Source organism: Sandarakinorhabdus glacialis, from assembly GCF_014643455.1.
Lineage (GTDB): Bacteria > Pseudomonadota > Alphaproteobacteria > Sphingomonadales > Sphingomonadaceae > Sandarakinorhabdus > Sandarakinorhabdus glacialis.
Genome location: NZ_BMJM01000007.1, coordinates 91906 through 116601 on the forward strand (window position 1 = coordinate 91906; position 24696 = coordinate 116601).

A 24696-nucleotide genomic window follows, 5' to 3' on the forward strand; every position below is an offset into this window, starting at 1 on the left:
ATGGTGATGCGCGTTTTCCTTGGAGCGGCATTGATTGCTGGTTCGGCGGCTGCGGCACCGGTCGATGTCATCGTGCGCGGCGGGACAATCTATAACGGCAGCAACGACGCGCCGGCGGTCGGCGATGTCGAGATCGTCGGCGACCGGATCGTCTATGTCGGGCCGGCACGGGGTACGGTCGCGGCGCGGGTAATCGACGCCGCCGGCAGCATCGTCGCGCCCGGCTTCATCGATCCGCATACGCATCCCGACAGCTATATCCGTTCGGTTGATGCAACGGCGCGGCAGAACCTGCCCTGGCTGGCACAGGGTGTCTCGACGGTGATCATCGGTGTCGATGGCTATGGCACGCCCGACGTGGCGGCGGATGCGGCGAAGTTGCAGGCGAGCGGGGTGGGCACCAATTTTGCGCCGTTCGTCGGGTTCGGTGCGGTACGCGGCCGGGTGATCGGGCAGGACGACCGGCCGCCGACGCCGGCGGAACTGGCGCAGGAGAAGGCGCTCGTGGCCAAGGCGATGTGCGAGGGTGCGTATGGGCTGTCGACGGGGTTGTTCTATGCGCCGCAGAGCTTTGCCGCAACCGACGAGGTGATCGCGGTGGCGCGCGAGGCGGGTAGCCGCGGCGGCATGTACGATACCCATCAGCGCGATGAGTCGAGCTATTCCATCGGGCTGATGGGATCGGTGCGCGAGGTGATCCGGATCGGGCGCGAGGCCAGAATGCCGGTGCATTTCGCACATCTGAAGGCGCTGGGGGTCGATGTGCACGGCCAGGCACCGGCGTTGATTGCCGAGATCGAGGCAGCGCGCCGCGCGGGCATCGATGTGACCGCTGATCAATATCCGTGGAATGCGTCGGGTTCGAGTCTCGATGCGTCGCTGGTGCCGCGCTGGGCGGTCGATGGCGGCTACAAGGCGCTGATTGCGCGGCTCGATGCGCGGGCGACACTGGTGAAGATCAAGATCGAGATGAGCGAGAATTTGCGGCGGCGTGGTGGTGCGGACAGCCTGTTATTGACGAGTGCCGAGCAGGAATGGACGGGCAGGACGCTCGCCGGGATGGCCAAGGCGTGGAAGCTGGCGCCGATCGATGCGGCGATCCGGATCATCCGGGTTCCGAGCGCCGATGGCAAGAATGCGGCGGGAACGGGCGTTGCGTCGTTCAACATGACCGACCGCGATATCGACCTGATCATGCGCCAGCCGTGGGTGGTGACGAGTTCGGACGGGTCCGATGGGCATCCGCGCCAATATGCGACGTTCCCGCGGCTGTATGCCGAATATGTCCGCAAGCGGAAGGTCATCGACATGGCGGCGATGATCCGGCGATCGACGGGGGCGACGGCCGACATGTATCGGTTGGTCGAGCGCGGCTATCTGCGGCCGGGGTATTTCGCCGATGTCATGGTGTCCGATCCGCAGCGTTACGCGCCACGGGCCGATTATGTGCATCCGCGCGAGCCGGCGGCGGGGGTCGATGCACTGCTGGTCAATGGCGTGCTGGCGTTGAAGAATGGCGCGGCGACGGGGGCGCGGCCGGGACGGGCATTGTTGCGGGCAACGCCGCCGGGGTGTTGATCGCTTGCCGCGCGGGCCGTCACAAATCCGACTTGTTCGTTAACATGTTCCACATTTTCCGCTTTCGTCGTTTTTCTGTGCCGACGTCGGGGCGCCGGGGTCTTCCGGGAATTGCCAACAGATTCAAAGAGCGAGGGTGTCGAGCAGGATAGCAGCAACGGCGCGTGTAGGACAGCGTGAGCGCTATTTCTTCCTGAGGATGGCGAACGGGCTCGAATCGGCGCGGGCCTGTTCCTCGGTGACGACGCCGGGGGCGGCGTGGACCGAGCGCGGGTAGGGGTCGAGCGCAAGCGCGAGGGCCTGGGCGGCGATCTCGCCGAGGTCGATCACGTCGCCTTCAAGGATTTCGGTGTCGAGATCGGCGTCGTGAAGCTCGATCTCGTCGCCTTCGGGCCGCGCCTCGGTGAGCAGGATCTTGAGCGGCTCGGTGATCAGGAACGGCACCGGTTCGGCGGTGGCAACACAGGCCTGGTCGCCCGAGGCGTGGATCTGGCCGGTGACGCGGATGCCGGCTGCCTCGCGGCTGAGTTCGAGCGCGGCGGTGAGGCGTTCGAGGCCGATGAGGTTGAAGCGCCGGGCAAGCGCCTCGCGCTCGGCGGGATCGGCCTCGATCATCTGCTGGCGAGGGATGCCAGCAACGTCATGGGCGCGGAAATGACGCGAGAATTCGGGCGGGGCGATGGTCATGCGGTTGGTCCCGTAAAGTTGCCGCTGGTGATGGATAGAAGGGGTGCGGCATCGAGGCGGGCCGACAGGCGGCGCGATTCGGCGATGACCCAGGCGACGGCGTCGTCATTGACAGGCTCGCCGCGCCACAGGTTGCGGCGCAGCGCCTCGGCGAGCAGCGCGTCGTCGTGCCGAGCGCCCCGATAGGCGCCAAGTCGGCCACCAAGGGCTGCGACCATGCGGCCGATATGCTTGCCGACGACCTGGTCGCCGACGCCGTCCTGGCGCAGGGTGCCGTCCATGTCGGTGATGAAGCGTTCGGTCAGCCGGGCGCACAGCGGGGCGGCAGGACTGTCGGCGCCTTCGTCCTCGAGCCGGATCATGACCAGCGACAGGACCAGCGCGACCATGTCGAAGCGGCCGTCGAGCGTATCGGGAACCTGGCCGGCGAGATACCAGTCGGGGCGGCGCGCCTCGGCGACCACGGCGCGGTAGAGCGGTTCGGCGGGGCCGGCGTCGGGCAGCGAGGCGCCGACGGCGCGGCGCAAGGCGGAAAGGATGGACATGCGCGTGGGCCTTTTATGGCTGGTGCATCGCCGCTGGCACGCGGCGAGAGTTTGTCATATTGAGCCTTGGCCGCGCCTGCGCAACAGCTGCGGTGGATTGGGAGAGCGTAATGCGTCGTGGTATCCTTCTTGCCGGACTGGCCGTGATGGCGCTGGGCGCCTCGGGTTGCTCGCGGATTCAACAGAATCAGGGCTATCTGATCGATGAAACGCTGCTGACGTCGATCCAGCCGGGGGTGGATAACCGCGAGTCGGTCGCCAAGACCCTCGGCCGTCCGACCTTCGCCGCGCAGTTCGACGACGGCGAATGGTATTATATTTCGCGCAACACCGGGCAATATGCCTTTGCCAGGCCCAAGGTGACCCAGCAGTCGATCCTGGTGATCTCGTTCGACAAGGCGGGCGCCGTGACCAAGGTCGAGCGGCGCGGCATGGAGCAGATCGCGCGGATCGACCCGGTGAAAGACAAGACGCCGACGCTCGGCCGGGACAGCAATTTCTTCGAGGATCTGTTCGGCAATATCGGCAGCGTCGGTGCCGGCGGCGGGCCGATGGGCGGCGGCACCGGGCGCGACGGACCGAAATAGGCCGTTCCAGTGTCGGGCGAGGGCATGAGTCGCCCGCGTCGCCGCTTCGGCGCAATTGTGTGCGAAGATGGGTTGTGCCGGGGTCCCCCCGGAAGTGGGTTGTGCCGTGGTCCCCGACCTGTAACGGAAGCTTTGGACGGAAATGATGCCGTTGATCTGGCTGCCACGGCGTGTCGAAATTTGTCCGGCCTCATCGTCGCATTGCCAGGTTCGGGCATGACGATGGTGGTTTCGGCGTTGGAGAGACTGGGATGAAGACTGCGACGACCCGGGGGCGCCTGCGAGTGCGCGCCGTATTGCTGGCAGCATCGGCGCTGGCCGTCTCGTCGGTTGCGAGCGCGCAGGAGGTTGCTCCGGCCGGGGAAGCGGCAGCCACCACGGAGGCGCCGGCGGTCGCCCCGTCGGGCCTGCCTGAAGTCGTGGTGACGGCGCAGCGGCGGCGCGAATCGGCGCAGTCGGTGCCGATCGCGGTCAGCGTTTTTTCGGCCGATGACCTCGATGCCAAAAATATCCAGGCGACGTCGCAACTGGGCCAATATGTGCCCAACATGGTCGGCACCAACGTCGCCGGCCTGGGTTCGGCCAACGCCTATTTCATTCGCGGACTGGGCAATACCGAGACGATCGCGACGTTCGATCCAGTGGTCGGCACCTATATCGACGAGATCGCCCTCGGCCGGCAGAGCGCCAATAACTTCAATTTCTTTGATGTCGAGCGCGTCGAAGTGCTGCGCGGGCCGCAGGGCGTGCTGATGGGCCGCAACCCGGTGGGCGGCGCCGTCAGCGTGGTGCTCAAGCGGCCGGGAACCGAGCTCGCAGGATATGGCGAGTTCACCTATGGGTCGTATGATCGCAAGCTGGCGCGGGCCTCGCTCGACATGCCGCTGGCGGCGGGCGTCGGGCTGAAACTGTCGGGATATTTCCAGGACGACGACGGTTATGCGGCGAACACGACGACCGGCGAGCAGCAGAACGACAATGACGGGGCCGGTTTCCGCCTGGCGCTGCGGCTCGATTTCGCCGAGAATTTCGACTGGAACGGGTCGTTTGCCTATGTCCGCGCCGATAGCGAGAATCTGCTGAATTACCGCTGCGATCCGCGCAGTCCGAATGACTGCGACGGGCGGTTCGCGACGACGGGCCTGCGGCAGGCGACCAGCAGCTATGCGCCGCTGGAGATCTCCGGCGCCAAGCGCGAATTCGGGCTCGGCAACCGCACCGACACCTTGCTTTACACGAGCAACTTCGAATGGTCGTCGGATGCGGCGACGCTCAATGTCATCACCGGTTTTGTCGACCTGACGCAGAGATATGCGATCGATTTTGCGGATGGTCGGGCGTTGCCGAACCTGGCAGCGGCGGACCCGGTGGTGCGCGGCTTTCCATTGGGCGGGTACACCGTGCTCAACGACAGCAAGCACAGCCAGTTCTCGCAGGAAGTGAAACTGTCGGGACGCCTGTTCGGCGGACTGCTCGACTATGTGACAGGCGTGTATCTGCTCGACGAGAACAACGACACGGACTTTGCCGATATCCAGTCGATTTACACCGGGACAGCGACGCCGATGTTGCTGGCGGATCGCCGGCTGAACAACAGCGTGTCGTCATGGGCCGGGTATTTTCAGGGCGATCTCAACCTGTTCGATGGACTGAAGCTGACCGCCGGGGTGCGCTATACCGACGAGGAACGCAGGTTCACGATCGTCGACAACCGGCCGCAGTGCGCCGGCAGCACGGCGGTGACCTGTCTCAATTTCGGGAGCCTGGTGGCACCGAACGGTGTGCCGATCCCGGTCATGCAGAAGACGCAGCAATGGGCGCCGCGCTTTGCCGTCAACTACAAGCCCAACGATGATTTGCTGTTGTTTGCCAGCGCGACACGGGGGTTCGGATCGGGCGGCTGGAATGCGCGCGGCTACAATGCCGACGAATTGCTGCCGTTCGGGCCGCAGGCGGTGTGGAGTTACGAAGCCGGCATCAAGTCGGAATGGTTCGGCAACCGGCTGCGCGCCAATGTGACGGCGTTCCTGCTCGATGCCAAGAATTTGCAGACGCCGTCGACGTTCGTGCGGCGCGACAATTCAACGGCGCTCGTCACCCAGAATTTCGCCGATTATCGCAACAAGGGCGTCGAGATCGAGCTGACTGCCGTGCCGGTCGATGGGCTGAACCTCTATCTTAACCTGGGTCTGCAGGACGACGCGTATCGCATCGACAGCAGTGCGCCGAATTTTGACGAGTATGGCGTGGCCTCGACGGCGTTCCAGCAGGCGCGGTGCGCGGCACAACTGGCTTCGGGACAAGTGCCGCTGTCGCCCAATTCGGCCCCGGCGGGGATGGCGGCGAACAATGCGCCGGCATGCGCAGCGGGCATCGTGACCGCAGCCGGGACCATCGCCAGGCCGGTGCGGACGCCGAGTGTCAGCGTTTCGGCGGGAGCGTCGTATGACTTCCGGCTGCCATTGGCGGGGATCATCCTGACACCGACCGTCAACGCCACCTGGCGGTCGTCGTACGAGACCGGCAGCGCCAATGCCTCGATCTATTCGGGACCGATCACGGCCGGGCCTGGCGGCGGCGGGCGGACGTTCGCGGCCAATCCGAACGGCGGCACGTTGATCACCGGCAGCCAGGGCGACAGCTTTGCTCTGGTCAACGCCGGACTGGCGATGCGGACCGACGACAACAACTGGACGCTGGCGCTGGAGTGCACCAACTGCCTCGACACGACCTATGTGGAATCGACATTGGGAAATGCGACGTATCTGAACACGCCAAGGGTCTTCCAGGTGCGGCTGAAGCGGGTGTTGTGACTCGGGCGCAGACTTGAGTAGAGGTGGAATTGCAGCGAAATGAGCGCTGGGCCTGCCTTACCGACCGACAGGCTCGCACGCTGGCAATACACCAGGAAGTCGTTTCGCGGGTCCTGAGGGGCATGGAAAGTCTCGAAACGAGCGAAACATCGGTCGAAGAGGTGTCGAGACAGTTGCGTGACGGCTGAACTGCGCTAAGCATTTACCTAGCCAGGAAGGGACCGCCGAACTGGATGGTCCCAGGTCAGTGCAAGAGGGGAGAAACATGGCAGTAGAAGCCAAGCCGGCAGGTAAGAAGATGGATGCGTTGCAGAAGCCGCTGACGCCTTCGCCGGAACTAGCGGTCATTGTCGGGAAAGATATGCTCCCGCGCGGCCAGGTGGTCAGCAAGGTGTGGGAATACATCAAAAAGCATGATCTCCAGAAGCCGACCGACAAGCGTGTCATCGTTGCCGACGACAATCTGCGCAAGGTTTTCGGGCGTGACGAATGCACGATGTTCGAGATGAACAAGTATCTGGCGCAGCATCTGAAGTAGGTGTTTCGTCGACCCTATTTGGGTTGATCGCAGCCGGCCGGTCCTGATTGGGGCCGTGCCGGCTGTTTGATTTTGGGGTGCCGGGCGGCGCGGGGGTCGCTGCGTTTTGCGCGGGGGACCACCGCCACCCGGGCCGCGAAGACGCGTCTCTCGCCTCCCCCCTCTAGGGGGAGGACAACGCGGTCAGGCTGCTACTCTGTCTGCTGGGGCGTGGAGGCGAAGGCGCTTGACCATGCGGGGGTCGCCGTCGATGACCTCGAAGCGCCAGCCGCTGGGGTGCTCGACGGTCTCACCCATCGCCGGGACGCGGCCGGCGAGCATGAAGACCATGCCGCCCAGAGTGTCGACCTCGTCGCCGATCTCGGCGTCGGCGAATGACTGGCCTAGTTCTTCCTCGAGGTCCTCGAGGGGCAGGCGGGCGTCGGCTTCCCAGAGGCGGTCGTTGATCGATTGGAGCAGCGCGGCTTCGTCCTCGTCGTGTTCGTCCTCGATGTCGCCGACGATTTCCTCGACGAGATCCTCGATAGTGACGAGGCCGTCGGTGCCGCCATATTCGTCGACGATCATCGCCATGTGGGTGCGGCCGGCGCGCATGCGGGCAAGCAGGTCGACGATGCGCATCGCGGCGGGGACGAACAGCACCGGGCGCAGCAGCGGCTCGATGGGGAGTTCCTGGAGGCGGCGCGACGAGACCCGGTCGTCGAAAGTGTCGGCGATATGGGCGTAGACGTCCTTGATGTGCGCCATGCCGATGATGTGGTCGCGGTCGCCGCGGAATACCGGCACGCGGCTGTGGCCGGCCTCCTTGAACTGGGCGACGAGCGCCGGAAAGCCGTCGGCGATGTCGAAGACCACCATGTCGGAGCGCGGCACGCAGATGTCGCCGGCCTCGCGCTCGCCGAAATGCAGCATGTTCTTGAGCATGGCGCGTTCGACGGGGGAAAGATCGTCGCGGGCGGCGCCGACGTCGTCATGCTCGTCGATTGCCTCCTCGAGGCTTTCGCGCAGGCTGGGTTCGTGGTCGGAACCGGTTATGAGCAGGCGCAGCCCGCGCCAGAGCCGGGAGGCGAAATCGCTGCTACTGTCGGGGTCGGGCATGACTCAGGAATTAACCTGCATATGGGTCGGGCAGGCCGAGGCTTGCGCAGGCCGCGGATTCAAGGGCTTCCATCTTGTCCGCCTGGGATTCGCCGAGTTCATGGTCGTAACCTAGCAGGTGCAGCGTGCCGTGGACAATGAGGTGTTGCGCGTAATCGCTGTTGGCCCAGCCCTTTTCGGCGGCTTCGCGGGTACAGGTCTCGGCAGCGAGGATGATGTCGCCGAGCAGGATTTCGCCGTCGTCGGAATTGGCGAGCGATTCGATGAGGTCGGCCTGGACCATCGGGAAGCTGAGGACGTTGGTCGGCTTGTCCTTTTGCCGGTACTGGCGGTTGAGGTTGTGGACGTCCTCGTCGTCCGACAACCGGACACTGACCTCGACGTTGGCGCCGCTGTCGGCGAGGTGACCATGGGGGGAGACAGCGAGGGCGGCGGCGACGGCGGACGCGGCGAGGGTTTCCCAGTCGGTGGTGGGGGTGGTGGTCCAGAGCGGGCTGGCCAAGTCGGTTTCAGTGGTCAGCATGTCATGGCCTCTTGCGGCGAGCGCCCTCACCCTCCCTCTCCCCAAGTGGGAGAGGGGTTTTAGGGTTAGCCATCTTGGGGAGGGCCTTCGTAGGCGTCGACGATGAGGCCGACGATGGGGTGGCGGACGACTTCGCGGGAGGAGAAGCGCAGGACCGAGATGCCGTCGAGGCCGTCGAGGCGTTTTACGGCGTCGGCGAGGCCCGAGGCGGCGGGGTTGGGGAGGTCGACTTGGTTGGGATCGCCGCAGACGACCATGCGGCTGCGCTCGCCGAAGCGGGTCAGGAACATCTTCATCTGCAGCGGCGTGGTGTTCTGGGCCTCGTCGAGGATGATGAAGGCGTTGGCCAGCGTGCGGCCGCGCATGAACGCGAGCGGGGCGATCTCGATTTCGCCGCTGGCGAGGCGGCGTTCGACCTGTTCGGCGGGAAGCATGTCGTAGAGCGCGTCGTACAGCGGCCGCAGATAGGGGTCGACCTTGTCCTTCATGTCGCCCGGCAGGAAGCCGAGGCGTTCGCCGGCCTCGACCGCCGGGCGTGACAGCACGAGGCGATCGACCGAGCCGGCGATGAGCTGGCTGACGGCTTGCGCCACGGCGAGGTAGGTCTTGCCGGTGCCCGCTGGCCCGAGGGCGAAAATGATCGAGTCGCGGGCGAGCGCCTCGATGTAGCGGACCTGGGTGGGGCTGCGCGCCGCGATGGTCTTGCGGCGGGTGCGGATGACGGCGGTGTTGGCGAGGCCGGAATCGGCGCTGACCAGCCCAACCAGCGACGGATCGGCGGCAATGGCGACGGCGCCGACGACATCGCCGGCGTCGATGGTCTCGCCGTGGGCGAGGCGGTTGTAGAGGCCGGTGAGCACGTCGCGGGCGCGGGCGGCGGCATCGGCCTCCCCCTCGAGTTGAACCTTGTTGCCGCGCGCCGAGATATAGACGCCGAGCTGGCCTTCGAGGGCGATGAGGTTCTGGTCATATTCGCCGAACAGCGGCCCGAGCAGATAGGCCTTTTCGAATTCGATCTCGAGCCGGACGCGGTCGCTGGCAGCGAGGGACCGGGTGCGGTCGCCTCCTGTGACGGGGGAGCGCACGGGCTTTTTCGACATCAGGCTGCTGCTCTTTCTGCTTGGAGAGGAGATGCTTCGACGCTGTTCGGTTGGCCTTGGGTGATCTGGACGGCGATCAGGTCGCCGATCTTGGCGCCGGGGATTTCGACGACGGCGGATTGCAGCCACGGCGTCTTGCCGATGAGCTGGCCGGGCTTGCGGCCGGGACGTTCGAGCAGGATTTCGGTGATGCGGCCGACGCTGGCCTTGTTGAATTCATACGCGCCGGCGGTGATTGCCGCCTGCAGGCGGGCGAGGCGTTCTTCCTTGACGGGTTCGGGGACCTGGTCGGCCATTGTCGCGGCCGGGGTACCGGGGCGCTGCGAATATTTGAAGCTATAGGCCTGCGCGTAACCGACCTCGGCGACGATATCGAGCGTGTCCTGGAAATCCTGCTCGGTCTCGCCGGGGAAGCCGACGATGAAATCGCCCGACAGCGCGATGTCGGGGCGGACGGCGCGGAGCTGCGCCAGCGTGGCGAGGTAGGATTCGCGGGTATGGGCGCGGTTCATCGCCTTGAGAATGCGGCTGCTGCCGGATTGCACCGGCAGGTGGAGATAGGGCATCAATTTTGGGATGCGGGCATGGGCGTCGATGAGCCCCTGCGTCATGTCGCGCGGGTGGCTGGTGGTATAGCGGATGCGCTTGAGGCCGGGGATTTCGGCGAGGCGCGCGATGAGGCCGGGCAGGCTGTCGGTGCCGGCGCTGCCGCCGTCATAGGCGTTGACGTTCTGGCCGATGAGGGTGATTTCGACGGCGCCGGCAGCGACCAGCGTATGCGCTTCGGCGACGAGATCGGCTTGCGGGCGCGAGGTTTCGCCGCCGCGGGTATAGGGCACGACGCAGAAGGTGCAGAATTTGTCGCAGCCTTCCTGAACGGTGAGGAAGGCGCTGGCACCCTGGTGACGGCGCGGCGGCAGATGGTCGAATTTCGGGCTGGCCGGCATGTCGGTGTCGATCGCCCTGCCCCAGCGGGCGCCGCGGGCGTCCTCGGGGATGGCGGCGGCTTCGCGCAGCAGGTCGGGCAGGCGGTGATAGGCCAATGGCCCGACGATGACATCGACGGCGGGGGCGCGGCGGCCGATTTCGGCGCCTTCGGCCTGGGCGACGCAGCCGGCGGCGACGATGACCGGGCGGCTGCCGTCGGCGCGGGGCTTCCTGAGGCGACCGATGTCGGAGTAGAGTTTTTCGGCAGCGCGTTCGCGGATATGGCAGGTGTTGAGGACGACGATGTCGGCATTGTCGGGCGAATCCACCGCAACATGGCCCTCGCCGGCGAGCAGGTCGCCCATGCGTTCGGAATCATAGACGTTCATCTGGCAGCCGAAAGATTTGACGTGGTAGCGTGACACTGGCTGCGGCGACTCCGGTTGGGACGGGACAGTCATAGCGGGTGGTTGGTGCGGGGTCATCTTAATTGGCTGGGGGTGGGTTTGGCGCGGCGATTGGTGCTGGTTCGGGGGGGGATGGTGCTTGGCGGCACGACTGGATGCCAGCCTTCGCTGGCATGACAGTGGACAAAAAGGGCTAGAGATTGTGGCCCATCAGCTTGCGATAGCCGTGGGTGATTACGGTCTGGCAGTGGTGGGCGAGCATCTTGCGGTTGGCGAAATCGGCGGCGCGGACCGGGGGGTGGAAGATGAGTTCGGCGCGGATGCGGCCGAGTGACATGAAGGCGGCGGCGTGGGGCATCAGCTGCGTGTCGCCGACCCAGGCGAGATCGGGCAGGCGTTCGCGGGTGACGGGCATGCCGTTGACGTTGGTATAGGCGATGGTCACCGGCTGGACGATGACGTCGGGCAGGCCGTCGGTGACGGCGAACAGCGCCGATTTGAACGGCAGGACATGGGTGCCGTCGGAGTTGGTGCCTTCGGGGAACAGGATGACGCTGTCGCCGTGGGCGAGGCGCTGGGATATCGCGTCGCGTTGCTCCCCGGTGCTGCTGCGGCGCTCGCGTTCGACGAAGACCGTGCGGGCCAGGGTGGCGAGCCAGCCGACGAAACCCCAGCCGGCAAGATCGGCGCGGGCGACGAAGGCGGCGGGAATACGCGCGCCGAGGACCGGGATGTCGGCCCATGAGACGTGGTTGGCGACGTAGAGGACGCCGGCACCGGGCCGGGGTTTCGTCCGCGGCGGGCGGCCGTGCGAGGTGATGCGGATACCCAGCGCACGCGACAGGCTGCGGTGGAAGAGTTGCGGCAGATGCGCCTTGTCGCGGCGCGGGCCGAAGCGATCGAGGCTGCGCAGGACGAGTTCGGCGGGAACGAGGACCGAGGCGGTGGTGACGGCGCCGGCGACACCCTTGGCAGCGCCGAAGCGCTGGAAACGGATGGCGTGCTGGGCCTGCTTCAGCGGGGTCGGCCGGCGCGGATCGGGAGGGCGTATGGCGATGGCCTGGGCCGTCTATTTGGCGACCGGGATCGCGACGCCGTAAAGCTCCATGCGGTGATCGACGAGGCGAAAGCCGAGCCGGGCGGCGATGCGGGACTGGAGTTCCTCGAGGTCGGCGTCGTGGAATTCGATGACATTGCCGGTTTCGACGTCGATGAGGTGATCGTGATGCTCGTCCTGGACGGTTTCATAGCGCGAGCGGCCGCCCTGGAATTCATGGCGCTCGATGATGCCCGATTCCTCGAACAGCTTGACGGTGCGATAGACGGTGGCGATCGAAATCCGGGGATCGATGGCGGCAACGCGGCGGTGCAGCGCCTCGACGTCGGGATGATCGTCGACTTCGGACAGGACGCGCGCGATGACGCGGCGCTGTTCGGTGATGCGCAGGCCCTTTTTCAGGCAAAGCGCCTCGACGTCGATTGTCGTGCCCATTCTCAATTCTCCAACCGCCCGCCTTCAGATAGGCGGGCGGCGGAGACTGGGCAAGTGCTCCGGCCGGCGTGAAACGCAGTGCGCTGGCCGGAAATCACGGTGCCGGGCGTTACGCGACGACCTTCCGCGGGCGACCACGGGGCTTGCCGCCGACCTTGGCAACGCGCTTGGTGCCGAGGCCGATCGACTTGGCAAGGTTGCGGCGCTGTTCGGCATAGTTGGGAGCGACCATCGGATAGTCGGCTGGAAGACCCCATTTGGCCCGATACTGATCCGGCGTCATGCCATAGCGCGTCATCAAGTGACGCTTGAGCATTTTCAGCTTCTTTCCGTCTTCGAGACAGATGATGAAGTCCGGCTTGATCGAAGCGCGGATCGAAACAGCGGGCTCCTGCCGAATAACAGGCTCGACAACCGGCGAACCAAGCTTGGCGAGCGTCGAATAGACGCTTTCGATAACGCCCTGGACATCACCCGGGGCAACTGTGTTGTTTGCAAAGTGCGACGACACGATATCGGCAGTCAATGCCAGCAGTTCGTTGTGAACTTGTGAATTGTCGGTCATTTCTCGTTCCTTGGGGCTCAACGCCGCGGATCCCTCCTCCGCGTCTTTGCGCATGAGGCAGGCAGGTAACAAATGCAATAGCAACGATCAGTTGACCAGGTCGGCAAGTTCTCGGCGCATGGTAATAGCGGCAAAGCGTTCGCCGGCCGAACCGCTGTAATAATCGGGTCGGCGACCGACATCGACAAAGCCCGTGCGACCGTAAAGCGCACGGGCGGCGGTATTATTTTCGCGCACTTCCAGAAACAATTGGGACGCACCGTGCCGAAAGGCGTCCTGGCAAGCGGTTTGCATCAGCAACGATCCGTAACCTTTGCCCCGTTCGGCCGCATCGACCGCAATAAGCAGCAATTCGACTTCGACTCCGGCGGAGCGGCACAGCGTAAAGCCGCGGGCGCGGCCGTCGGGACCCAGCGCCTGGCGGGCGAAGCTGCTGGCGAGCCCCATGGTGCCGGCGAGTTGCAGCGCCGACCAGCTTTCGCCGTAGCGCGGATCGAAGGCGGTGCGCATGACGGCCATCAAGGCTTCGAGATGGCGTTCATCGGCGGGGGCGATCACGGGGCCGGCGAGCGTGGACATGGCCCTTTGCTTATGCCGCCGTCGTCAAAGCGGCAATATGGCGTCTGGCGGACGCACATAGAGCGCGGTCGGCGAAAGCGAGCGGGCGGGCAGCGGCAGGTGCAGGGCAAAGGCGGTGTCGGGCTGGCCATCGTGGATATGGCCGGCGGGCGACAGGGGCCCGGCGGTGGCTTCGCCGGGGGCGGCGACGACGGCGGCGATGACAGCGTCGGGGGCGATGGTGGTGATCGGCGAGGCGGTGAAATCGCGGGCGATGCGCTGGTGGAGGACCTGGCCGCGGCCGGCATCGAGGAAGATGGTGACGCCAGCGACATCGGAACGCAGTGCAAAGGCACGGGCGGCGACGAGGCTGCCGCCCTCGCAGCCGGTGACGGGGACACCCCAGGCGAAGCCGAGGGCGCGGGCGGCGGCGATGCCGATGCGGATGCCGGTGAAGCTGCCGGGGCCGTTGTCGACGATGATGCGATCGGCGCGGGTGTCGCCCATCAGCGCGATGATGGCGGGGAGCAGCGCCTCGGCGTGGCCGCGGCCGATGATGCGGTGATCATGGGCGAGGAGCCGGTCGCCGTCGAACAGCGCCAGCGAGAGCGCCGGCGATGCGGTCGAGATGGCGAGGGTTCTCACAGGATGGTGGCGGCGTCCTCGAAGGACAGGCGCGGCAGGCGGTCGAAGAGCTTTTCGGTGGTACCCTTGCCGAGCGAGCAGATGAAGTTGGTCTCGACATCGGTGCCGGCCCAGAACTGGGCGTCTACGGCGGCCTTGTCGAAGCCCGACATGGGGCCGGTATCCCAGCCGAGGGCGCGGGCGGCGATGATGAAATAGGCGCCCTGGAGCGAGGAATTGCGGACGGCGGTCTCGCGGGCGACGGTCTCGCTATGGGCGAACCAGCTGCGGGCGTCGGCGGGAGGAAAGAGGATTGGCAGCTTGTCGTAGAACTTGGTGTCGAAGCCGATGATGGCGGTGACCGGGGCGGCAAGGATCTTGGGAGCGTTGGCGGCACTGGCGGTGGCGGCGAGTTTCGCCCTGGCGTCGGCGCTGGCTGCGAAGATGAAGCGCGCGGGGGAGGCGTTGGCCGAGGTCGGGCCCATCTTGACGAGGTCGTAAAGGGCGCGGAGCTCGGTTTCGGTAACGGGGGTTTCGTCCCAGCTGTAATAGGTGCGGGCGTCGCGGAACAGCAGGTCGAGCGCGTCGGCGCCGAGCGGGGAGCCGGACATCAGATGGCGCGGACGTCGATGACTTCGGGGACGTAGTATTTGAGCAGGGATTCGATGCCCATTTTCAGCGTCGCGGTGGAGGAGGGGCAGCCGGAGCAGGCGCCCTGCATTTCGAGGTAGACGACGCCCTTGTCGAAGCCGCGGTAGACGATGTCGCCGCCGTCGCCGGCGACTTGCGGGCGGATGCGGGTGTCGATGAGCTCGATGATCTGGGTGATGATCTCGGCGTCGGCGGGGTCGTCGTTGTTCACGGGGCCGGCGGCGACGGCGGTGGTGGTGAAAACGGGCGCGCCCGAGCTGAAATGATCGACGAGGACGCCGAGGACCTGCGGCTTGAGGGCGATCCAGTCGGCGGAACCTTCGGACTTGGTGACGCTGATGAAATCGGCGCCGAAGAAGACGCGCTCGACGTCGCCGAGCGAGAACAGCGCGGCGGCGAGCGGCGAAGTGTCGGCGGCGGCTTCGGGAGTGGCGAAATCGGCGGTGGTGCCGTCGGTGACGCTGAGGCCCGAGCGGAACATCAGGGTGGCGGGGTTGGGCGTGCGTTCGGTTTCGATGAACATCGGGGTGGCTCCGGGTTTTCGACTTATTGGCGATGTGGCGCGGATGGGTGGAGGAATCAACCTTGGAGGGGATATGGGATGAAATTGTTCTTGTATTCTGGGAGGGGGGACACCCCCACCCTGGCCGCGCGAAGGGCGCGTCTCTCGCCTACCCCCTTTAGGGGGAGGACAATTAGGTGAGGGATTCGAGGCGGTCGGGGTCGAGGCCGCCGGGGACGATGATGACGATGCAGGGGAGTTGCCCGGCGCGTTCGCCGGTGAAGAAGCCGATGAGGGCGCCGGGGGGGCCTTTCGAGGCGGCGCCGAGGACGAGGGCGCGGATGCTGGGGTCGGCGCGAATATGGTCGAAGACGGCGGGGGCGGCGTCGCCGTCGAGGACGATGGTGTGCGGGCGGGCGCCGGACAGGGTTTCGGCTTCGTCGGCGACGGCGGCGAGAAGTGCGTCGGCTTCGGCGCGGGCCTCGGCGGCCATGGCCTCCTGGACGCCGCCCCATTGCATGAATTCAGGGGTCGGGATGACGTGGACGAGGGCGACGCGGGCACCGACATGGGCCGCCCGCAACGCGGCGAAGCGCAGGGCGATCCGGCTTTCGGCGCTCTGGTCGATGACGACCAGATAGGTGGGCGCGGTGTCCATTGCCGGTGAAGTTAGCCGCGTTGCGGGGGTTGGGGAAGATGCGTGCTGCGGTTGTAGGCGGGGTTTCGTTTTATCCATTGTTTGGCGATAATCATGCGCTGCATTTCGTTGGTGCCTTCGCCGATGCAGAGCAGCATCGCATCGCGGTAGAAGCGTTCGATGTCGAATTCCTTCGAATAGGAATAGCCGCCGAAGATGCGCATGGCTTCCTGGGCGTTTTCGGCGGCGGCTTCGCTGGCGAAATACTTGGCCATGCCGGCTTCCATGTCGACGCGTTCGCCGCGGTCGTAGGCTTGGGCGGCGTCGATGGTGAGCAGGCGGGCGGCGCGGGCGCGGGTCACCATCTCGCCGAGCTTCAGCTGGATGGCCTGGTGTTCGGCGATCGGCTTGCCCATCGTCTTGCGGACCTGGGCATAGTCGGTGGCGAGGCGAAGCGCGCCTTCGGCCATGCCGACGCCGCGGGCGGCGACGTTGATGCGGCCGAGTTCGAGGCCGCCGGTGGCCTGGAAAAAGCCCTGGCCTTCGATGTTGCCGATGAGCTGGTCGGCGGGAATGCGGCAGTCCTCGAAGATGAGTTCGCCTGAATCGATGCTGTTGTAGCCGAGCTTGGCGATCTTCCTGCCGGTCCTGAAGCCGGGCAGGCCCTTGTCGGCGATGAACAGGCTCATGCCCTTGTAGCGCGGGTCGGCGTTGACGTCGGTCTTGACCAGCAGGGCAAAGACATCGCCGTAGATGGCGTTGCTGATCCAGGTCTTGGTGCCGTTGAGGATATAATGGTCGCCGTCCCGCCTGGCGGTCATGCGGATGCCCTGGAGATCGGTGCCGGCGTCGGGTTCGGTGAGGGCGAGGCCGCCGCGGATTTCGCCGCGGGCCATTTTCGGCAGCCATTTGCTTTTCTGCGAGGGGGTGCCGAATTTTTCGATGGCGAGCGCCAGGATGAGGTGGCTGTTGAAGATGCCGGTCGGCGCCATCCAGTAATTGCAGATGCGCGCGACGATTTTCACATAGGTGGCGGCGGGCAGGCCGAGGCCGCCATATTCCTCGCCGATGGTGGCGCCGAACAGGCCGAGGTCGACCATTTGCGCGACGATCTTTTCGGGCCAGATGTCGCCGTGGTCGTGCTCGAGGACGACGGGGCGGAGTTCGCGGTCGATCCATTTGTCGATCGAATCGAGCAGCTGGGTTTCGAAATCGGGGTCGACGTGGCGGGTCTGGTTGTAGGCGGTGGCCATTGTTTCGTCCTTTGGTTTCATTCGTCGCCGGGGCCGTTGCCGCGTTTCCAGATCAGTATCGTGCGCAGGAACTCGCATACGGTGATGCCGTCCTGATTGCGCCCGGTGGTCTTGATAGTCACCAGCCCCTGGTCGGGACGGGATCTGGATTCGCGTTTTTCGATGACTTCGGATTCGGCGTAGAGCGTGTCGCCGGCGAAGACCGGCGCGGTCATGCGGATGTCGGTCCAGCCGAGGTTGGCGACGGCCTTCTGGCTGACATCGGACACGCTCATGCCGGTGAGGATGGCGACGGTCAGCGTGGAATTGACCAGCGGCTGCTTGAATTCGGTTTTGGCGGCATAGACCCGGTCGAAGTGCACCGGGTGGGTGTTCATCGTCAGCAGGGTGAACCAGATATTGTCGTTCTCGGTGATGGTGCGGCCGGGGCGATGTTCATAGACGTCGCCGACGGTGAATTCCTCATAGTCACGGCCATAGGTTTCGCGGTACCGCTGTGGACCGACCTCGATGACGCCCCGGCGCATGGATATTCTCCCCTTCGATGCTTGTCGGTTCGCCGCCAGACTGTCCGGACAGCCGAGGAAGTCAAACAAAAGCGGGCTCGGCGGGGCAAGCGCAGAGCCGTGCCACTGGCGGCGGGACGCATTGGAGCGCTAGGGTCACCGCTTCAATGGATATCTATCTTCCAATCGCCGAAATGTCGGTCAATGCGCTGGTCATCATCCTGCTGGGGGGCGGGGTCGGCTTCCTGTCGGGGATGTTCGGGGTGGGCGGCGGGTTCCTGACGACACCGCTGCTAATCTTTTACGGGATACCGCCGGCGGTGGCGGTGGCGTCGTCGGCGACGCAGATCACCGGGGCGAGCGTTTCGGGGGCGCTGGCGTACTGGCGGCGCGGCCAGGTCGATGTGAAGATGGGCGGCGTACTGGTGGCGGGCGGCGTGATGGGCGCCGGTGTCGGGCAGATCATTTTCCGGGCACTGCAGAAGCTCGGCCAGATCGATGTCGCGATCAATGTCATCTATGTGGTGTTCCTCGGGGTGATCGGCGGGCTAATGCTCAAGGAAGCGCTGACCACGCTGATCGCGTTGAAGCGCGATGGCGACCGGGCGCCGGCGAGGCTGCGGCGGCATGTGCCGTGGATCGCGGCGCTGCCGGGCAAGATGCGCTTCTATAAATCCGGACTGTACATCTCGCCGCTGGCGCCGCTGCTGCTCGGGGCGCTGGTCGGGGTGCTGACGGTCATCATGGGCGTCGGCGGCGGGTTCATCATGGTGCCGGCGATGATCTACCTGCTCGGCATGTCGGCGAGCGCTGTGGTGGGGACGTCGCTGTTCCAGATCATCTTCGTGACGGGGGCGGTGACGCTGCTCCATGCGACGTCGTCGAAATCGGTCGATATCGTGTTGGCGCTGCTGTTGCTGGCGGGCGGGGTGGCGGGAGCGCAATTCGGCGTGCGCGCGGCGCAAAAGCTGCGGCCGGAGAAGCTGCGGCTGGCGCTGGCGCTGATTGTGCTGGCGGTGGCGGTGCGGTTGCTGATCGGGCTGACGCTGCAGCCGGCGGCGCTGTTCACGCTCTATGGTCCGCAATGAGGGCGGTGTTTTTCCTGCTGGCGGGGCTGTTGCTCGGCGGGGCGGCGCCGACGATCCTGATCACCGACCTGAGCCAGGGGCAAATCGACATCAACACGACGTTCAAGGGCGCCGACCTGCTGGTGTTCGGGGCGATCCAGTATCCGCAGGGCGCCGTGCCCGAGGCGCCGCCGGACATTGCCATCGTCGTGCGGGGGCCGGTGCAGCCGGTGACGGTGCGGCGCAAGGAACGTGTGGCGGGGATCTGGATCAACACCGATTCGGTGCGCTTCGAGAGTGTGCCGGGGTTTTACGCGGTGGCGACGACGCGCCCGATCGACGAGCTCGCCGACGACCGGGTGACGGCGATCTATGAGATCGGCGTGGCGAACCTGCAGCTGTCGCCGGCGACGGGCGCGAGCGATGCCGAGACGGAGGCGTTCGAACAGGGGTTGATCGCGGCGAAGCGCAGCGCCGGGCTGTTCGTCGAGAGCCCGGAGGCGGTGACGGTGACGCGCAACGTGCTGTACCGGGCGCGCATCGCGATTCCGGCGGCGGTGCCGGTGGGCGATTATGTCGCGGAGATCCACCTCATTCGCAAAGGCCGCGTGGTGGCGAGTTCGACGACCCCGATCGTCATCGGCAAATCGGGGTTCGAGCGCTGGGTTTACGTGGCGGCGCAGAAGCATAGCCTGGCGTACGGCATGGCGGCGGTGGCGGCGGCGTTGCTGGCCGGGTGGATCGCCAGCCTGGTGACGCGGCGGGCGTGAGCGGGCCGCTGACCCTTATGGGGTGATTGTAATAAGTCTCTCGCCGACTCGGTGAATTTCCTGTAGGAATGAACGTGGAGCAATTTCGGTTTCGACGCTTTGGACTACACCGCATCGCCGCCGACGAGCACCACTTGTACTGACTATGGAAGACTTGGACAGAAAATGAGCTTTGATCGACGCGGACGTGGTTCCGGGCGTGGTGGTGGTTTCGACAAGCGCGAGCGCGGTTTCGACCAGTTTGAAGGCGGCAGCAGCTATGGCGGCGGCGGCGGTGGTGATCGCTTCGGCGGCGGCGGCGGTGGTGGTTACGGCGGCGGCGGTGGCGGCGGCGATCGCTTCGGCGGCGGCGGCGGCAGCCGTTTCGGCGGCGGTGGCGCCGGCGGCGGCGGTGGCTTTGGCGGTCGCCCGGGTGGCGGCGGCTTCAACGGCCCGCGGCCCCCACGCGACATGGGTCCTGGAGTTGTTCTCGGCACCGCCAAGGGCGTGGTCAAGTTCTTCAACGGCCAGAAGGGTTTCGGCTTTGTCGTTCGCGATGACGGCGGCGAAGACGTTTTCGTTCACATCTCCGCGGTGGAAGCAGCCGGCCTGACCGGCCTGGCCGATGGCCAGCCGATGGAATTCACCCTGACCGAGCGCAACGGCCGCGTTTCGGCGACCGACCTGGTCATCGATGGCGAAGCATTGCCGGTGACCGACCGTGCGCCGCCGCGTGAGCGTGAAGGTGGCTTCGGCGACCGTCCGGCACGTCCGGCAGCCCCTGGTGGCTTTGGCCGCGACCGTGACGCCGCGCCTGCCACCAACGGCGAGCGCGTCGAAGGCACCGTCAAGTTCTTCAACGGCCAGAAGGGCTTCGGCTTCATCCAGCGTGAAGACGGTGGTCCGGATGCATTCGTGCATATTTCGGCCGTCGAGCGCGCCGGCATGGCCAATTTGAACGAAGGCCAGCGCGTCTCGTTCGAGCTGGAAGAAGATCGTCGCGGCAAGCAGGCTGCGGTGAACATCACCTCGCTGTAAGTTTCGTCAAGCCTGTGGAAAGGGCGGCTGTGCGATATCGCACGGTCGCCTTTTTCATGTTCAAAGGAATTAATATGCGCCTGATCAAACTTGCGACCCCCGTGCTGGCAGTCGCTGTGCTGGCAGTTGCTGCGCCGGCGGCGGCGTCGAGCGATGCGGCGTGGGACAAGGGCATGGCGCAGGCGTCGAAGGCTTGCATCAAGGTGTCGAACTTGCGCCAGGCGGCGATTATCGGCCAGCCGATCCTGTTCAGCGACGATAGCGGCAAGACCGCGCTGCTGGTCGGCGGGCGGTGGCGGCCGGCGCACATGAAGGGCGCGCGGGCAACGATGCTGTGCCTTTACGATCGCAAGATGCGGACGGCGGAGACGCAGGAAGCGTTGAAATGGGGGGTCGCGGCGAAGTAAGGTTCGGCCAGGGCGCCTTTTGCTGGGTTGTGATAGCTGGACAGTCGGGGCTTTGGGCGGCAGTTTGCGCGCATGACCTGTTTTGACTTTCCCGCCGCCATTTCCGCCCTTGCCATAGCGCAGCCTGACCATCCGGCGGTTATCTGCGGCGATAAAAGCATCGATTACGGGCGTTTCGGGGCGCGGGTCGAAGCTGTGGCGGCGACATTGGCCAAGCTGGGCACGGCGCCGGGCGATGCGGTGGCGATCGTTGCCGCGTCGTCGGTCGACTATGCCGTGTTGTGGGCGGCGGCCTTGCGATTGCGGGCGGTGGCGGCCCCGCTGGCGCCAAGTTCGACGCCGGCGCAGATCGCGGCGATGGTGGCGGATTCGGGGGCGCGGCTGGTGTTCGTCGACGCAGCGAGCCGGCGTGAGTTCGCCGATGTGCTCAAGGACCGGGTGCTGGTCGATCTCGATGACCTGGACAAGTGGATCGACACGACGGCCGAAGCACCGCCGCTGGCGGAACTCGATCCCCAGGGCGCGTTCAACATCATCTACTCGTCGGGAACGACGGGCACACCCAAGGGCATCGTCCAGTCGGCGGCGATGCGGTCGCTGCATATCACCGGGGCCAAGGCACTGGGATATGATGATAAATCGGTGACGTTGCTGTCGACGCCGCTGTATTCGAACACGACGTTGGTGTCGTTCCTGCCGACGCTGGCGTGGGGCGGGACGGTCGTGCTGCAACCCAAGTTCAATGCGGCGGAATGGTTGAAGCTCGCCGAGACGCACGCCGCGACGCATACGATGCTGGTGCCGGTGCAATATCGGCGGGTGCTCGCCGAGCCGTCGTTCGACAATCACACATTGTCGCTGGTGATGAAATTCTGCACGTCGGCGCCCTTCCCTGCCGAATTGAAGGCGGAGGTGCTGCGGCGGATGCCGGGCGGGCTGGTCGAATTTTTCGGGATGACCGAGGGCGGGGTGAGCTTTTTGCTGGCGGCGCATCTGTTCCCTGACAAGCTGCACACCGTCGGCCGCGCCAGCGAGGGCCATGCGGTGCGGATCATCGACGAGGACGGCAACGACGTGGCGCCGGGCACGCCGGGTGAGATCGTCGGCCAGTCGCCGGCGACGATGAACGGCTATCGCAACCGCCCCGACCTGACCGACAAGGCGTATTGGACGGCGCCCGATGGATCGCGCTGGTTGCGGACCGGCGACATCGGGAGGCTCGACGAGGAGGGATTCCTGACGTTGATGGACCGCGCCAAGGACATGATCATCTCGGGCGGTTTCAACATTTATCCCAGCGACATCGAGGCGGTGATCACGGCCCTGCCCGAGGTTCGCGAAGCGGCGGTGGTGGCGATGCCGTCCGACCGCTGGGGGGAAACGCCGGTGGCGTTCGTGGTGGCGCCGGGGGCCGATGCCGAGGATCTCAAGGCGCGGTCGAATGCCGGGCTGGGCAAGACCCAGCGGCTGGCGGCACTCGTGCTGGTGGATGAATTGCCGCGCAGCCATATCGGCAAGGTGCTGAAGCGCGAACTGCGCGACAGCTTTGCTGGCAAGGTCGACTAAATAGTAGCTCGTGATTTGCTTTTCGGATTGGATAGCAAGCAGCAATGCGGACAATTTGGAAGCGATCGGCGTTGGCTGCGATGGTGGCAGCTTTGGTCGCAGTGGTAGCCATTGTCTGGGTTGCGCCATTCATGGCTCAGGACGGTTGTATGGATAGAGGCGGGGTCTGGAGAGACAGCGCTTGCGAGTACTAAATCGCCTTTCCGGTTCCGGCAGCAGATTCGTTGCAAGGATTAAGGGTATCGTCGGCAAGGTCTGACGCTTCCCGGCTCTGGCACCGGCGGCTCAATTGCGCTAACCCGCGGCAGTTGAACCGGAGCCTGCCGATGCCGAACAAGCTTTATGCCGATGCCGCCGCTGCGCTCGAGGGCGTGGTTTTCGATGGCATGACCATCATGTCGGGCGGGTTCGGACTGTGCGGGATACCCGAAAAGCTGATCGCGGCGTTGAAGGCTTCGGGGACGAAGAACATCACGGCGATTTCGAACAATGCCGGGGTCGATGGCTTCGGATTGGGGCTGCTGCTCGAGACGCGGCAGATTTCGAAAATGATCGCGAGTTATGTCGGCGAGAACAAGGAGTTCGAGCGGCAATATCTGGCGGGTGAATTGCAGCTCGAATTCAATCCGCAGGGGACGTTGGCCGAGCGTATTCGCGCCGGCGGGGCAGGCATTCCGGGCTTTTACACCAAGGTCGGCGTCGGCACGCTGGTGGCCGAGGGCAAGGACGTGAAATCGTTCGGCGATGAGGGCTATATTCTCGAAACCGGGCTGGTTGCCGATGTGGCGCTGGTCAAGGCGTGGAAGGCCGACCCGTATGGCAATCTCGTGTTTCGCAAGACGGCGCGCAATTTCAACCCGGTGATGGCGACCGCCGGCAAGGTGACGATTGCCGAAGTCGAGGAACTGGTCGAAGCCGGGGCGCTCGATCCGGATGCGATCCACACGCCGGGCGTTTATGTGCAGCGGATGTTTGTCGGCAAGGATTACGAAAAACGCATCGAGCAGCGCACGGTGCGGACGCGGGACGCCGCATGAAGCTCCGCGCTGCCTTGTTGGCGTTGCTGTTGGTTGGCGCTTGCGGGACGGAGGCCGCAGCCGAAGGGCCGGCGAGCGACGCGGCGATTGCGGCGATCGCCAAGCCCGAGGTGCAGTTCGAGAATTTGGTGTTGCGGACGCTGTTTTCGACCGAGGGCATGGCGCAGGCGGCGTATGCGCTGGGCATCGCCCAGACCTGCAAGCTGGTGCGGCCGGCGTTCGATGCGGCGATCGCGAAGGGTTTGCCGGATTGGCAGGTCAATCTGATCAGTGCCTATCGCGACAATGTTCCCCAGGATGTGCTGGCGCGCGCGGTGACCGAGGCGCCGGCGGTGACGGCGGCGACGATTGCGCCGTTCGGAGACAAGATCGGCGCGCAGATGCAGCGCGACAGCGAGCGGTTGCTGACCGATGCGTTGGCGGCGACGATCGCGCCGGCCTTCGAGGCGTCGACGAAGATCGATCCCAAGAAAATCGACGGTGTCGCGCGGCGCGCCGAACTGAAACAGGCGATCGCCGACGGCACGATCACGTGCGGGCTCGGGCGCAAGGCGGAGGCGAAATAATGGCGTGGAATCGCGACGAGCAGGCGGCGCGGGCAGCGCGCGAGTTGCAGGACGGGTTTTACGTCAATTTGGGCATCGGCATGCCGACTTTGGTGGCCAACCATATCGCACCGGGGATCGACATCACCCTGCAGAGCGAGAACGGCATGCTCGGCATGGGGCCGTTTCCGTATGAGGACGAGATCGACGCCGACCTGATCAACGCCGGCAAGCAGACGATCACCGAGTTGCGGCGGTCGAGCTATTTTTCAAGCGCCGAGAGCTTTGCGATGATTCGCGGCGGGCATATCGACCTGAGCATCCTGGGCGCCATGGAAGTTGCCGAGAACGGCGACCTGGCGAACTGGATGATCCCCGGCAAGATGGTCAAGGGCATGGGCGGGGCGATGGATCTCGTCGCCGGCGTCAAGCGCATCATCGTGCTGATGGAGCATAATTCCAAGGCGGGCGAAGCCAAGTTCAAGACGACGTGCACCTTGCCGCTGACCGGCAAGAACGTCGTCGACATGGTGATTTCGGACTTGTGCGTGCTGGCGCGGCCGGCCAAGGGCGAGGCGTTTCGGTTGGTGGAGCTGGCGCCGGGGGTGAGTTTGGAGGAGTTGCGGGGGAAGACGGAAGGGGCGTTTGAGGCTTAGGGGACGCGTAGCTCCGATCGAAGGATCACGCGCGACTGTC

Annotated in this window: 28 protein-coding genes and 1 pseudogene; 12 read left to right on the forward strand and 17 right to left on the reverse strand. The window is 65.4% G+C overall.

The window, feature by feature from the left end; all coding sequences use genetic code 11:
- Entirely contained in the window at positions 1-1578 is a 1578-nt protein-coding gene (locus IEW98_RS11010) for an N-acyl-D-amino-acid deacylase family protein (protein WP_188763008.1), read from the forward strand.
- 183 nt (positions 1579-1761) lie between these two features.
- Here IEW98_RS11010 and IEW98_RS11015 read toward each other — a convergent pair whose 3' ends face one another.
- The gene (locus IEW98_RS11015; protein WP_188763009.1) at positions 1762-2265 is read right to left on the reverse strand and encodes a YceD family protein; all 504 of its coding nucleotides are present in this window, start codon (positions 2263-2265) and stop codon (positions 1762-1764) included.
- Positions 2262-2810 carry a ubiquinol-cytochrome C chaperone family protein gene (locus tag IEW98_RS11020; protein ID WP_188763010.1) on the reverse strand — a complete coding sequence of 183 codons (549 nt, stop codon included), beginning with the start codon at positions 2808-2810 and terminating at the stop codon, positions 2262-2264. Before IEW98_RS11020 ends, IEW98_RS11015 begins: the two co-directional genes overlap by 4 nt.
- Before the next feature lie 59 nt (positions 2811-2869).
- On the opposite strand from IEW98_RS11020, the gene IEW98_RS11025 reads away from it, so the two are divergent.
- The 3 genes from IEW98_RS11025 to IEW98_RS11035 all read left to right on the forward strand — a co-directional run bounded on the left by IEW98_RS11025 (position 2870) and on the right by IEW98_RS11035 (position 6748).
- Positions 2870-3397 (forward strand): outer membrane protein assembly factor BamE, encoded by a 528-nt coding sequence (locus IEW98_RS11025; RefSeq protein ID WP_308785503.1) that lies wholly within the window; start codon positions 2870-2872, stop codon positions 3395-3397.
- A gap of 251 nt (positions 3398-3648) precedes the next feature.
- The gene (locus tag IEW98_RS11030; protein WP_188763011.1) at positions 3649-6210 is read left to right on the forward strand and encodes a TonB-dependent receptor; all 2562 of its coding nucleotides are present in this window, start codon (positions 3649-3651) and stop codon (positions 6208-6210) included.
- Between the two features lie 265 nt (positions 6211-6475).
- Complete coding sequence (locus IEW98_RS11035; protein ID WP_188763012.1) at positions 6476-6748, forward strand: SWIB/MDM2 domain-containing protein; 273 nt, start codon at positions 6476-6478, stop codon at positions 6746-6748.
- Between the two features lie 183 nt (positions 6749-6931).
- On the opposite strand, the gene IEW98_RS11040 is transcribed toward IEW98_RS11035, so the two are convergent.
- The 15 genes and pseudogenes from IEW98_RS11040 to IEW98_RS11105 form a co-directional block, all read right to left on the reverse strand.
- The gene (locus tag IEW98_RS11040; protein WP_188763013.1) at positions 6932-7846 is read right to left on the reverse strand and encodes a transporter associated domain-containing protein; all 915 of its coding nucleotides are present in this window, start codon (positions 7844-7846) and stop codon (positions 6932-6934) included.
- A 10-nt stretch (positions 7847-7856) separates the two neighbouring features.
- On the reverse strand, positions 7857-8369 hold the full coding sequence (ybeY, locus tag IEW98_RS11045; protein WP_188763014.1) for an rRNA maturation RNase YbeY: 513 nt from the start codon (positions 8367-8369) through the stop codon (positions 7857-7859).
- 65 nt (positions 8370-8434) lie between these two features.
- Positions 8435-9469 (reverse strand): PhoH family protein, encoded by a 1035-nt coding sequence (locus IEW98_RS11050; protein WP_188763015.1) that lies wholly within the window; start codon positions 9467-9469, stop codon positions 8435-8437.
- Positions 9469-10857: a tRNA (N6-isopentenyl adenosine(37)-C2)-methylthiotransferase MiaB gene (gene miaB, locus IEW98_RS11055; protein ID WP_188763016.1), complete on the reverse strand. Its 1389-nt coding sequence runs from the start codon at positions 10855-10857 to the stop codon at positions 9469-9471. The genes IEW98_RS11050 and miaB overlap by 1 nt, the downstream gene beginning before the upstream one ends.
- Positions 10858-10996: 139 nt before the next feature.
- Positions 10997-11248, reverse strand: a complete 252-nt coding sequence (locus tag IEW98_RS16475) for a hypothetical protein (protein WP_243450705.1) — start codon at positions 11246-11248, stop codon at positions 10997-10999.
- A gap of 51 nt (positions 11249-11299) precedes the next feature.
- Positions 11300-11860 (reverse strand): annotated as a pseudogene (locus IEW98_RS16940) (lysophospholipid acyltransferase family protein); the annotation flags it as partial.
- 12 nt (positions 11861-11872) lie between these two features.
- Positions 11873-12295, reverse strand: a complete 423-nt coding sequence (locus IEW98_RS11065) for a Fur family transcriptional regulator (RefSeq protein ID WP_188763017.1) — start codon at positions 12293-12295, stop codon at positions 11873-11875.
- 109 nt (positions 12296-12404) lie between these two features.
- A complete protein-coding gene (locus IEW98_RS11070) occupies positions 12405-12860 on the reverse strand; it encodes a Ros/MucR family transcriptional regulator (protein WP_188763090.1) in 456 nt (151 codons plus the stop codon).
- 87 nt (positions 12861-12947) lie between these two features.
- The gene (locus tag IEW98_RS11075) at positions 12948-13439 is read right to left on the reverse strand and encodes a GNAT family N-acetyltransferase (protein ID WP_243450707.1); all 492 of its coding nucleotides are present in this window, start codon (positions 13437-13439) and stop codon (positions 12948-12950) included.
- Between the two features lie 24 nt (positions 13440-13463).
- On the reverse strand, positions 13464-14063 hold the full coding sequence (tsaB, locus tag IEW98_RS16775) for a tRNA (adenosine(37)-N6)-threonylcarbamoyltransferase complex dimerization subunit type 1 TsaB (RefSeq protein ID WP_188763018.1): 600 nt from the start codon (positions 14061-14063) through the stop codon (positions 13464-13466).
- Positions 14060-14653 (reverse strand): malonic semialdehyde reductase, encoded by a 594-nt coding sequence (locus tag IEW98_RS11085; protein WP_188763019.1) that lies wholly within the window; start codon positions 14651-14653, stop codon positions 14060-14062. Before IEW98_RS11085 ends, tsaB begins: the two co-directional genes overlap by 4 nt.
- Positions 14653-15216 (reverse strand): NifU family protein, encoded by a 564-nt coding sequence (locus IEW98_RS11090; RefSeq protein ID WP_188763020.1) that lies wholly within the window; start codon positions 15214-15216, stop codon positions 14653-14655. Before IEW98_RS11090 ends, IEW98_RS11085 begins: the two co-directional genes overlap by 1 nt.
- A 172-nt stretch (positions 15217-15388) precedes the next feature.
- On the reverse strand, positions 15389-15853 hold the full coding sequence (locus IEW98_RS11095; RefSeq protein ID WP_188763021.1) for a universal stress protein: 465 nt from the start codon (positions 15851-15853) through the stop codon (positions 15389-15391).
- A gap of 11 nt (positions 15854-15864) precedes the next feature.
- On the reverse strand, positions 15865-17085 hold the full coding sequence (locus tag IEW98_RS11100) for an acyl-CoA dehydrogenase family protein (RefSeq protein ID WP_188763022.1): 1221 nt from the start codon (positions 17083-17085) through the stop codon (positions 15865-15867).
- A 17-nt stretch (positions 17086-17102) separates the two neighbouring features.
- On the reverse strand, positions 17103-17612 hold the full coding sequence (locus IEW98_RS11105; protein WP_188763023.1) for a MaoC family dehydratase: 510 nt from the start codon (positions 17610-17612) through the stop codon (positions 17103-17105).
- Between the two features lie 146 nt (positions 17613-17758).
- Between IEW98_RS11105 and IEW98_RS11110 the strand changes: the two genes are divergently transcribed.
- The 8 genes from IEW98_RS11110 to IEW98_RS11145 all read left to right on the forward strand — a co-directional run bounded on the left by IEW98_RS11110 (position 17759) and on the right by IEW98_RS11145 (position 24656).
- Positions 17759-18679, forward strand: coding sequence for a sulfite exporter TauE/SafE family protein (locus tag IEW98_RS11110; protein WP_188763024.1), 921 nt, complete (start codon positions 17759-17761; stop codon positions 18677-18679).
- Positions 18676-19428, forward strand: coding sequence for a TIGR02186 family protein (locus IEW98_RS11115; protein WP_188763025.1), 753 nt, complete (start codon positions 18676-18678; stop codon positions 19426-19428). Before IEW98_RS11110 ends, IEW98_RS11115 begins: the two co-directional genes overlap by 4 nt.
- A gap of 165 nt (positions 19429-19593) precedes the next feature.
- Complete coding sequence (locus IEW98_RS16780) at positions 19594-20445, forward strand: cold-shock protein (protein WP_188763026.1); 852 nt, start codon at positions 19594-19596, stop codon at positions 20443-20445.
- A 74-nt stretch (positions 20446-20519) separates the two neighbouring features.
- Positions 20520-20852 (forward strand): hypothetical protein, encoded by a 333-nt coding sequence (locus tag IEW98_RS11125; RefSeq protein WP_188763027.1) that lies wholly within the window; start codon positions 20520-20522, stop codon positions 20850-20852.
- 72 nt (positions 20853-20924) lie between these two features.
- Positions 20925-22418: a class I adenylate-forming enzyme family protein gene (locus IEW98_RS11130; RefSeq protein ID WP_188763028.1), complete on the forward strand. Its 1494-nt coding sequence runs from the start codon at positions 20925-20927 to the stop codon at positions 22416-22418.
- A 326-nt stretch (positions 22419-22744) separates the two neighbouring features.
- Entirely contained in the window at positions 22745-23455 is a 711-nt protein-coding gene (locus IEW98_RS11135; RefSeq protein WP_188763092.1) for a CoA transferase subunit A, read from the forward strand.
- Positions 23452-24021, forward strand: a complete 570-nt coding sequence (locus IEW98_RS11140; RefSeq protein ID WP_188763029.1) for a hypothetical protein — start codon at positions 23452-23454, stop codon at positions 24019-24021. Before IEW98_RS11135 ends, IEW98_RS11140 begins: the two co-directional genes overlap by 4 nt.
- The gene (locus IEW98_RS11145; protein WP_188763030.1) at positions 24021-24656 is read left to right on the forward strand and encodes a 3-oxoacid CoA-transferase subunit B; all 636 of its coding nucleotides are present in this window, start codon (positions 24021-24023) and stop codon (positions 24654-24656) included. The genes IEW98_RS11140 and IEW98_RS11145 overlap by 1 nt, the downstream gene beginning before the upstream one ends.
- Positions 24657-24696: the final 40 nt, after the last annotated feature.

What these genes read in the sequence shown, in the direction of transcription:
- IEW98_RS11010 (WP_188763008.1), top strand. Translation starts at nt 1, where the DNA reads ATGGTGATGCGCGTTTTCCTTGGAGCGGCATTGATTGCTGGTTCGGCG.
- IEW98_RS11015 (WP_188763009.1), bottom strand. Translation starts at nt 2,265, where the DNA reads ATGACCATCGCCCCGCCCGAATTCTCGCGTCATTTCCGCGCCCATGAC.
- IEW98_RS11020 (WP_188763010.1), bottom strand. Translation starts at nt 2,810, where the DNA reads ATGTCCATCCTTTCCGCCTTGCGCCGCGCCGTCGGCGCCTCGCTGCCC.
- IEW98_RS11030 (WP_188763011.1), top strand. Translation starts at nt 3,649, where the DNA reads ATGAAGACTGCGACGACCCGGGGGCGCCTGCGAGTGCGCGCCGTATTG.
- IEW98_RS11035 (WP_188763012.1), top strand. Translation starts at nt 6,476, where the DNA reads ATGGCAGTAGAAGCCAAGCCGGCAGGTAAGAAGATGGATGCGTTGCAG.
- IEW98_RS11040 (WP_188763013.1), bottom strand. Translation starts at nt 7,846, where the DNA reads ATGCCCGACCCCGACAGTAGCAGCGATTTCGCCTCCCGGCTCTGGCGC.
- ybeY (WP_188763014.1), bottom strand. Translation starts at nt 8,369, where the DNA reads ATGCTGACCACTGAAACCGACTTGGCCAGCCCGCTCTGGACCACCACC.
- IEW98_RS11050 (WP_188763015.1), bottom strand. Translation starts at nt 9,469, where the DNA reads ATGTCGAAAAAGCCCGTGCGCTCCCCCGTCACAGGAGGCGACCGCACC.
- miaB (WP_188763016.1), bottom strand. Translation starts at nt 10,857, where the DNA reads ATGACTGTCCCGTCCCAACCGGAGTCGCCGCAGCCAGTGTCACGCTAC.
- IEW98_RS11065 (WP_188763017.1), bottom strand. Translation starts at nt 12,295, where the DNA reads ATGGGCACGACAATCGACGTCGAGGCGCTTTGCCTGAAAAAGGGCCTG.
- IEW98_RS11070 (WP_188763090.1), bottom strand. Translation starts at nt 12,860, where the DNA reads ATGACCGACAATTCACAAGTTCACAACGAACTGCTGGCATTGACTGCC.
- IEW98_RS11075 (WP_243450707.1), bottom strand. Translation starts at nt 13,439, where the DNA reads ATGTCCACGCTCGCCGGCCCCGTGATCGCCCCCGCCGATGAACGCCAT.
- IEW98_RS11085 (WP_188763019.1), bottom strand. Translation starts at nt 14,653, where the DNA reads ATGTCCGGCTCCCCGCTCGGCGCCGACGCGCTCGACCTGCTGTTCCGC.
- IEW98_RS11090 (WP_188763020.1), bottom strand. Translation starts at nt 15,216, where the DNA reads ATGTTCATCGAAACCGAACGCACGCCCAACCCCGCCACCCTGATGTTC.
- IEW98_RS11095 (WP_188763021.1), bottom strand. Translation starts at nt 15,853, where the DNA reads ATGGACACCGCGCCCACCTATCTGGTCGTCATCGACCAGAGCGCCGAA.
- IEW98_RS11100 (WP_188763022.1), bottom strand. Translation starts at nt 17,085, where the DNA reads ATGGCCACCGCCTACAACCAGACCCGCCACGTCGACCCCGATTTCGAA.
- IEW98_RS11105 (WP_188763023.1), bottom strand. Translation starts at nt 17,612, where the DNA reads ATGCGCCGGGGCGTCATCGAGGTCGGTCCACAGCGGTACCGCGAAACC.
- IEW98_RS11110 (WP_188763024.1), top strand. Translation starts at nt 17,759, where the DNA reads ATGGATATCTATCTTCCAATCGCCGAAATGTCGGTCAATGCGCTGGTC.
- IEW98_RS11115 (WP_188763025.1), top strand. Translation starts at nt 18,676, where the DNA reads ATGAGGGCGGTGTTTTTCCTGCTGGCGGGGCTGTTGCTCGGCGGGGCG.
- IEW98_RS16780 (WP_188763026.1), top strand. Translation starts at nt 19,594, where the DNA reads ATGAGCTTTGATCGACGCGGACGTGGTTCCGGGCGTGGTGGTGGTTTC.
- IEW98_RS11125 (WP_188763027.1), top strand. Translation starts at nt 20,520, where the DNA reads ATGCGCCTGATCAAACTTGCGACCCCCGTGCTGGCAGTCGCTGTGCTG.
- IEW98_RS11130 (WP_188763028.1), top strand. Translation starts at nt 20,925, where the DNA reads ATGACCTGTTTTGACTTTCCCGCCGCCATTTCCGCCCTTGCCATAGCG.
- IEW98_RS11135 (WP_188763092.1), top strand. Translation starts at nt 22,745, where the DNA reads ATGCCGAACAAGCTTTATGCCGATGCCGCCGCTGCGCTCGAGGGCGTG.
- IEW98_RS11140 (WP_188763029.1), top strand. Translation starts at nt 23,452, where the DNA reads ATGAAGCTCCGCGCTGCCTTGTTGGCGTTGCTGTTGGTTGGCGCTTGC.
- IEW98_RS11145 (WP_188763030.1), top strand. Translation starts at nt 24,021, where the DNA reads ATGGCGTGGAATCGCGACGAGCAGGCGGCGCGGGCAGCGCGCGAGTTG.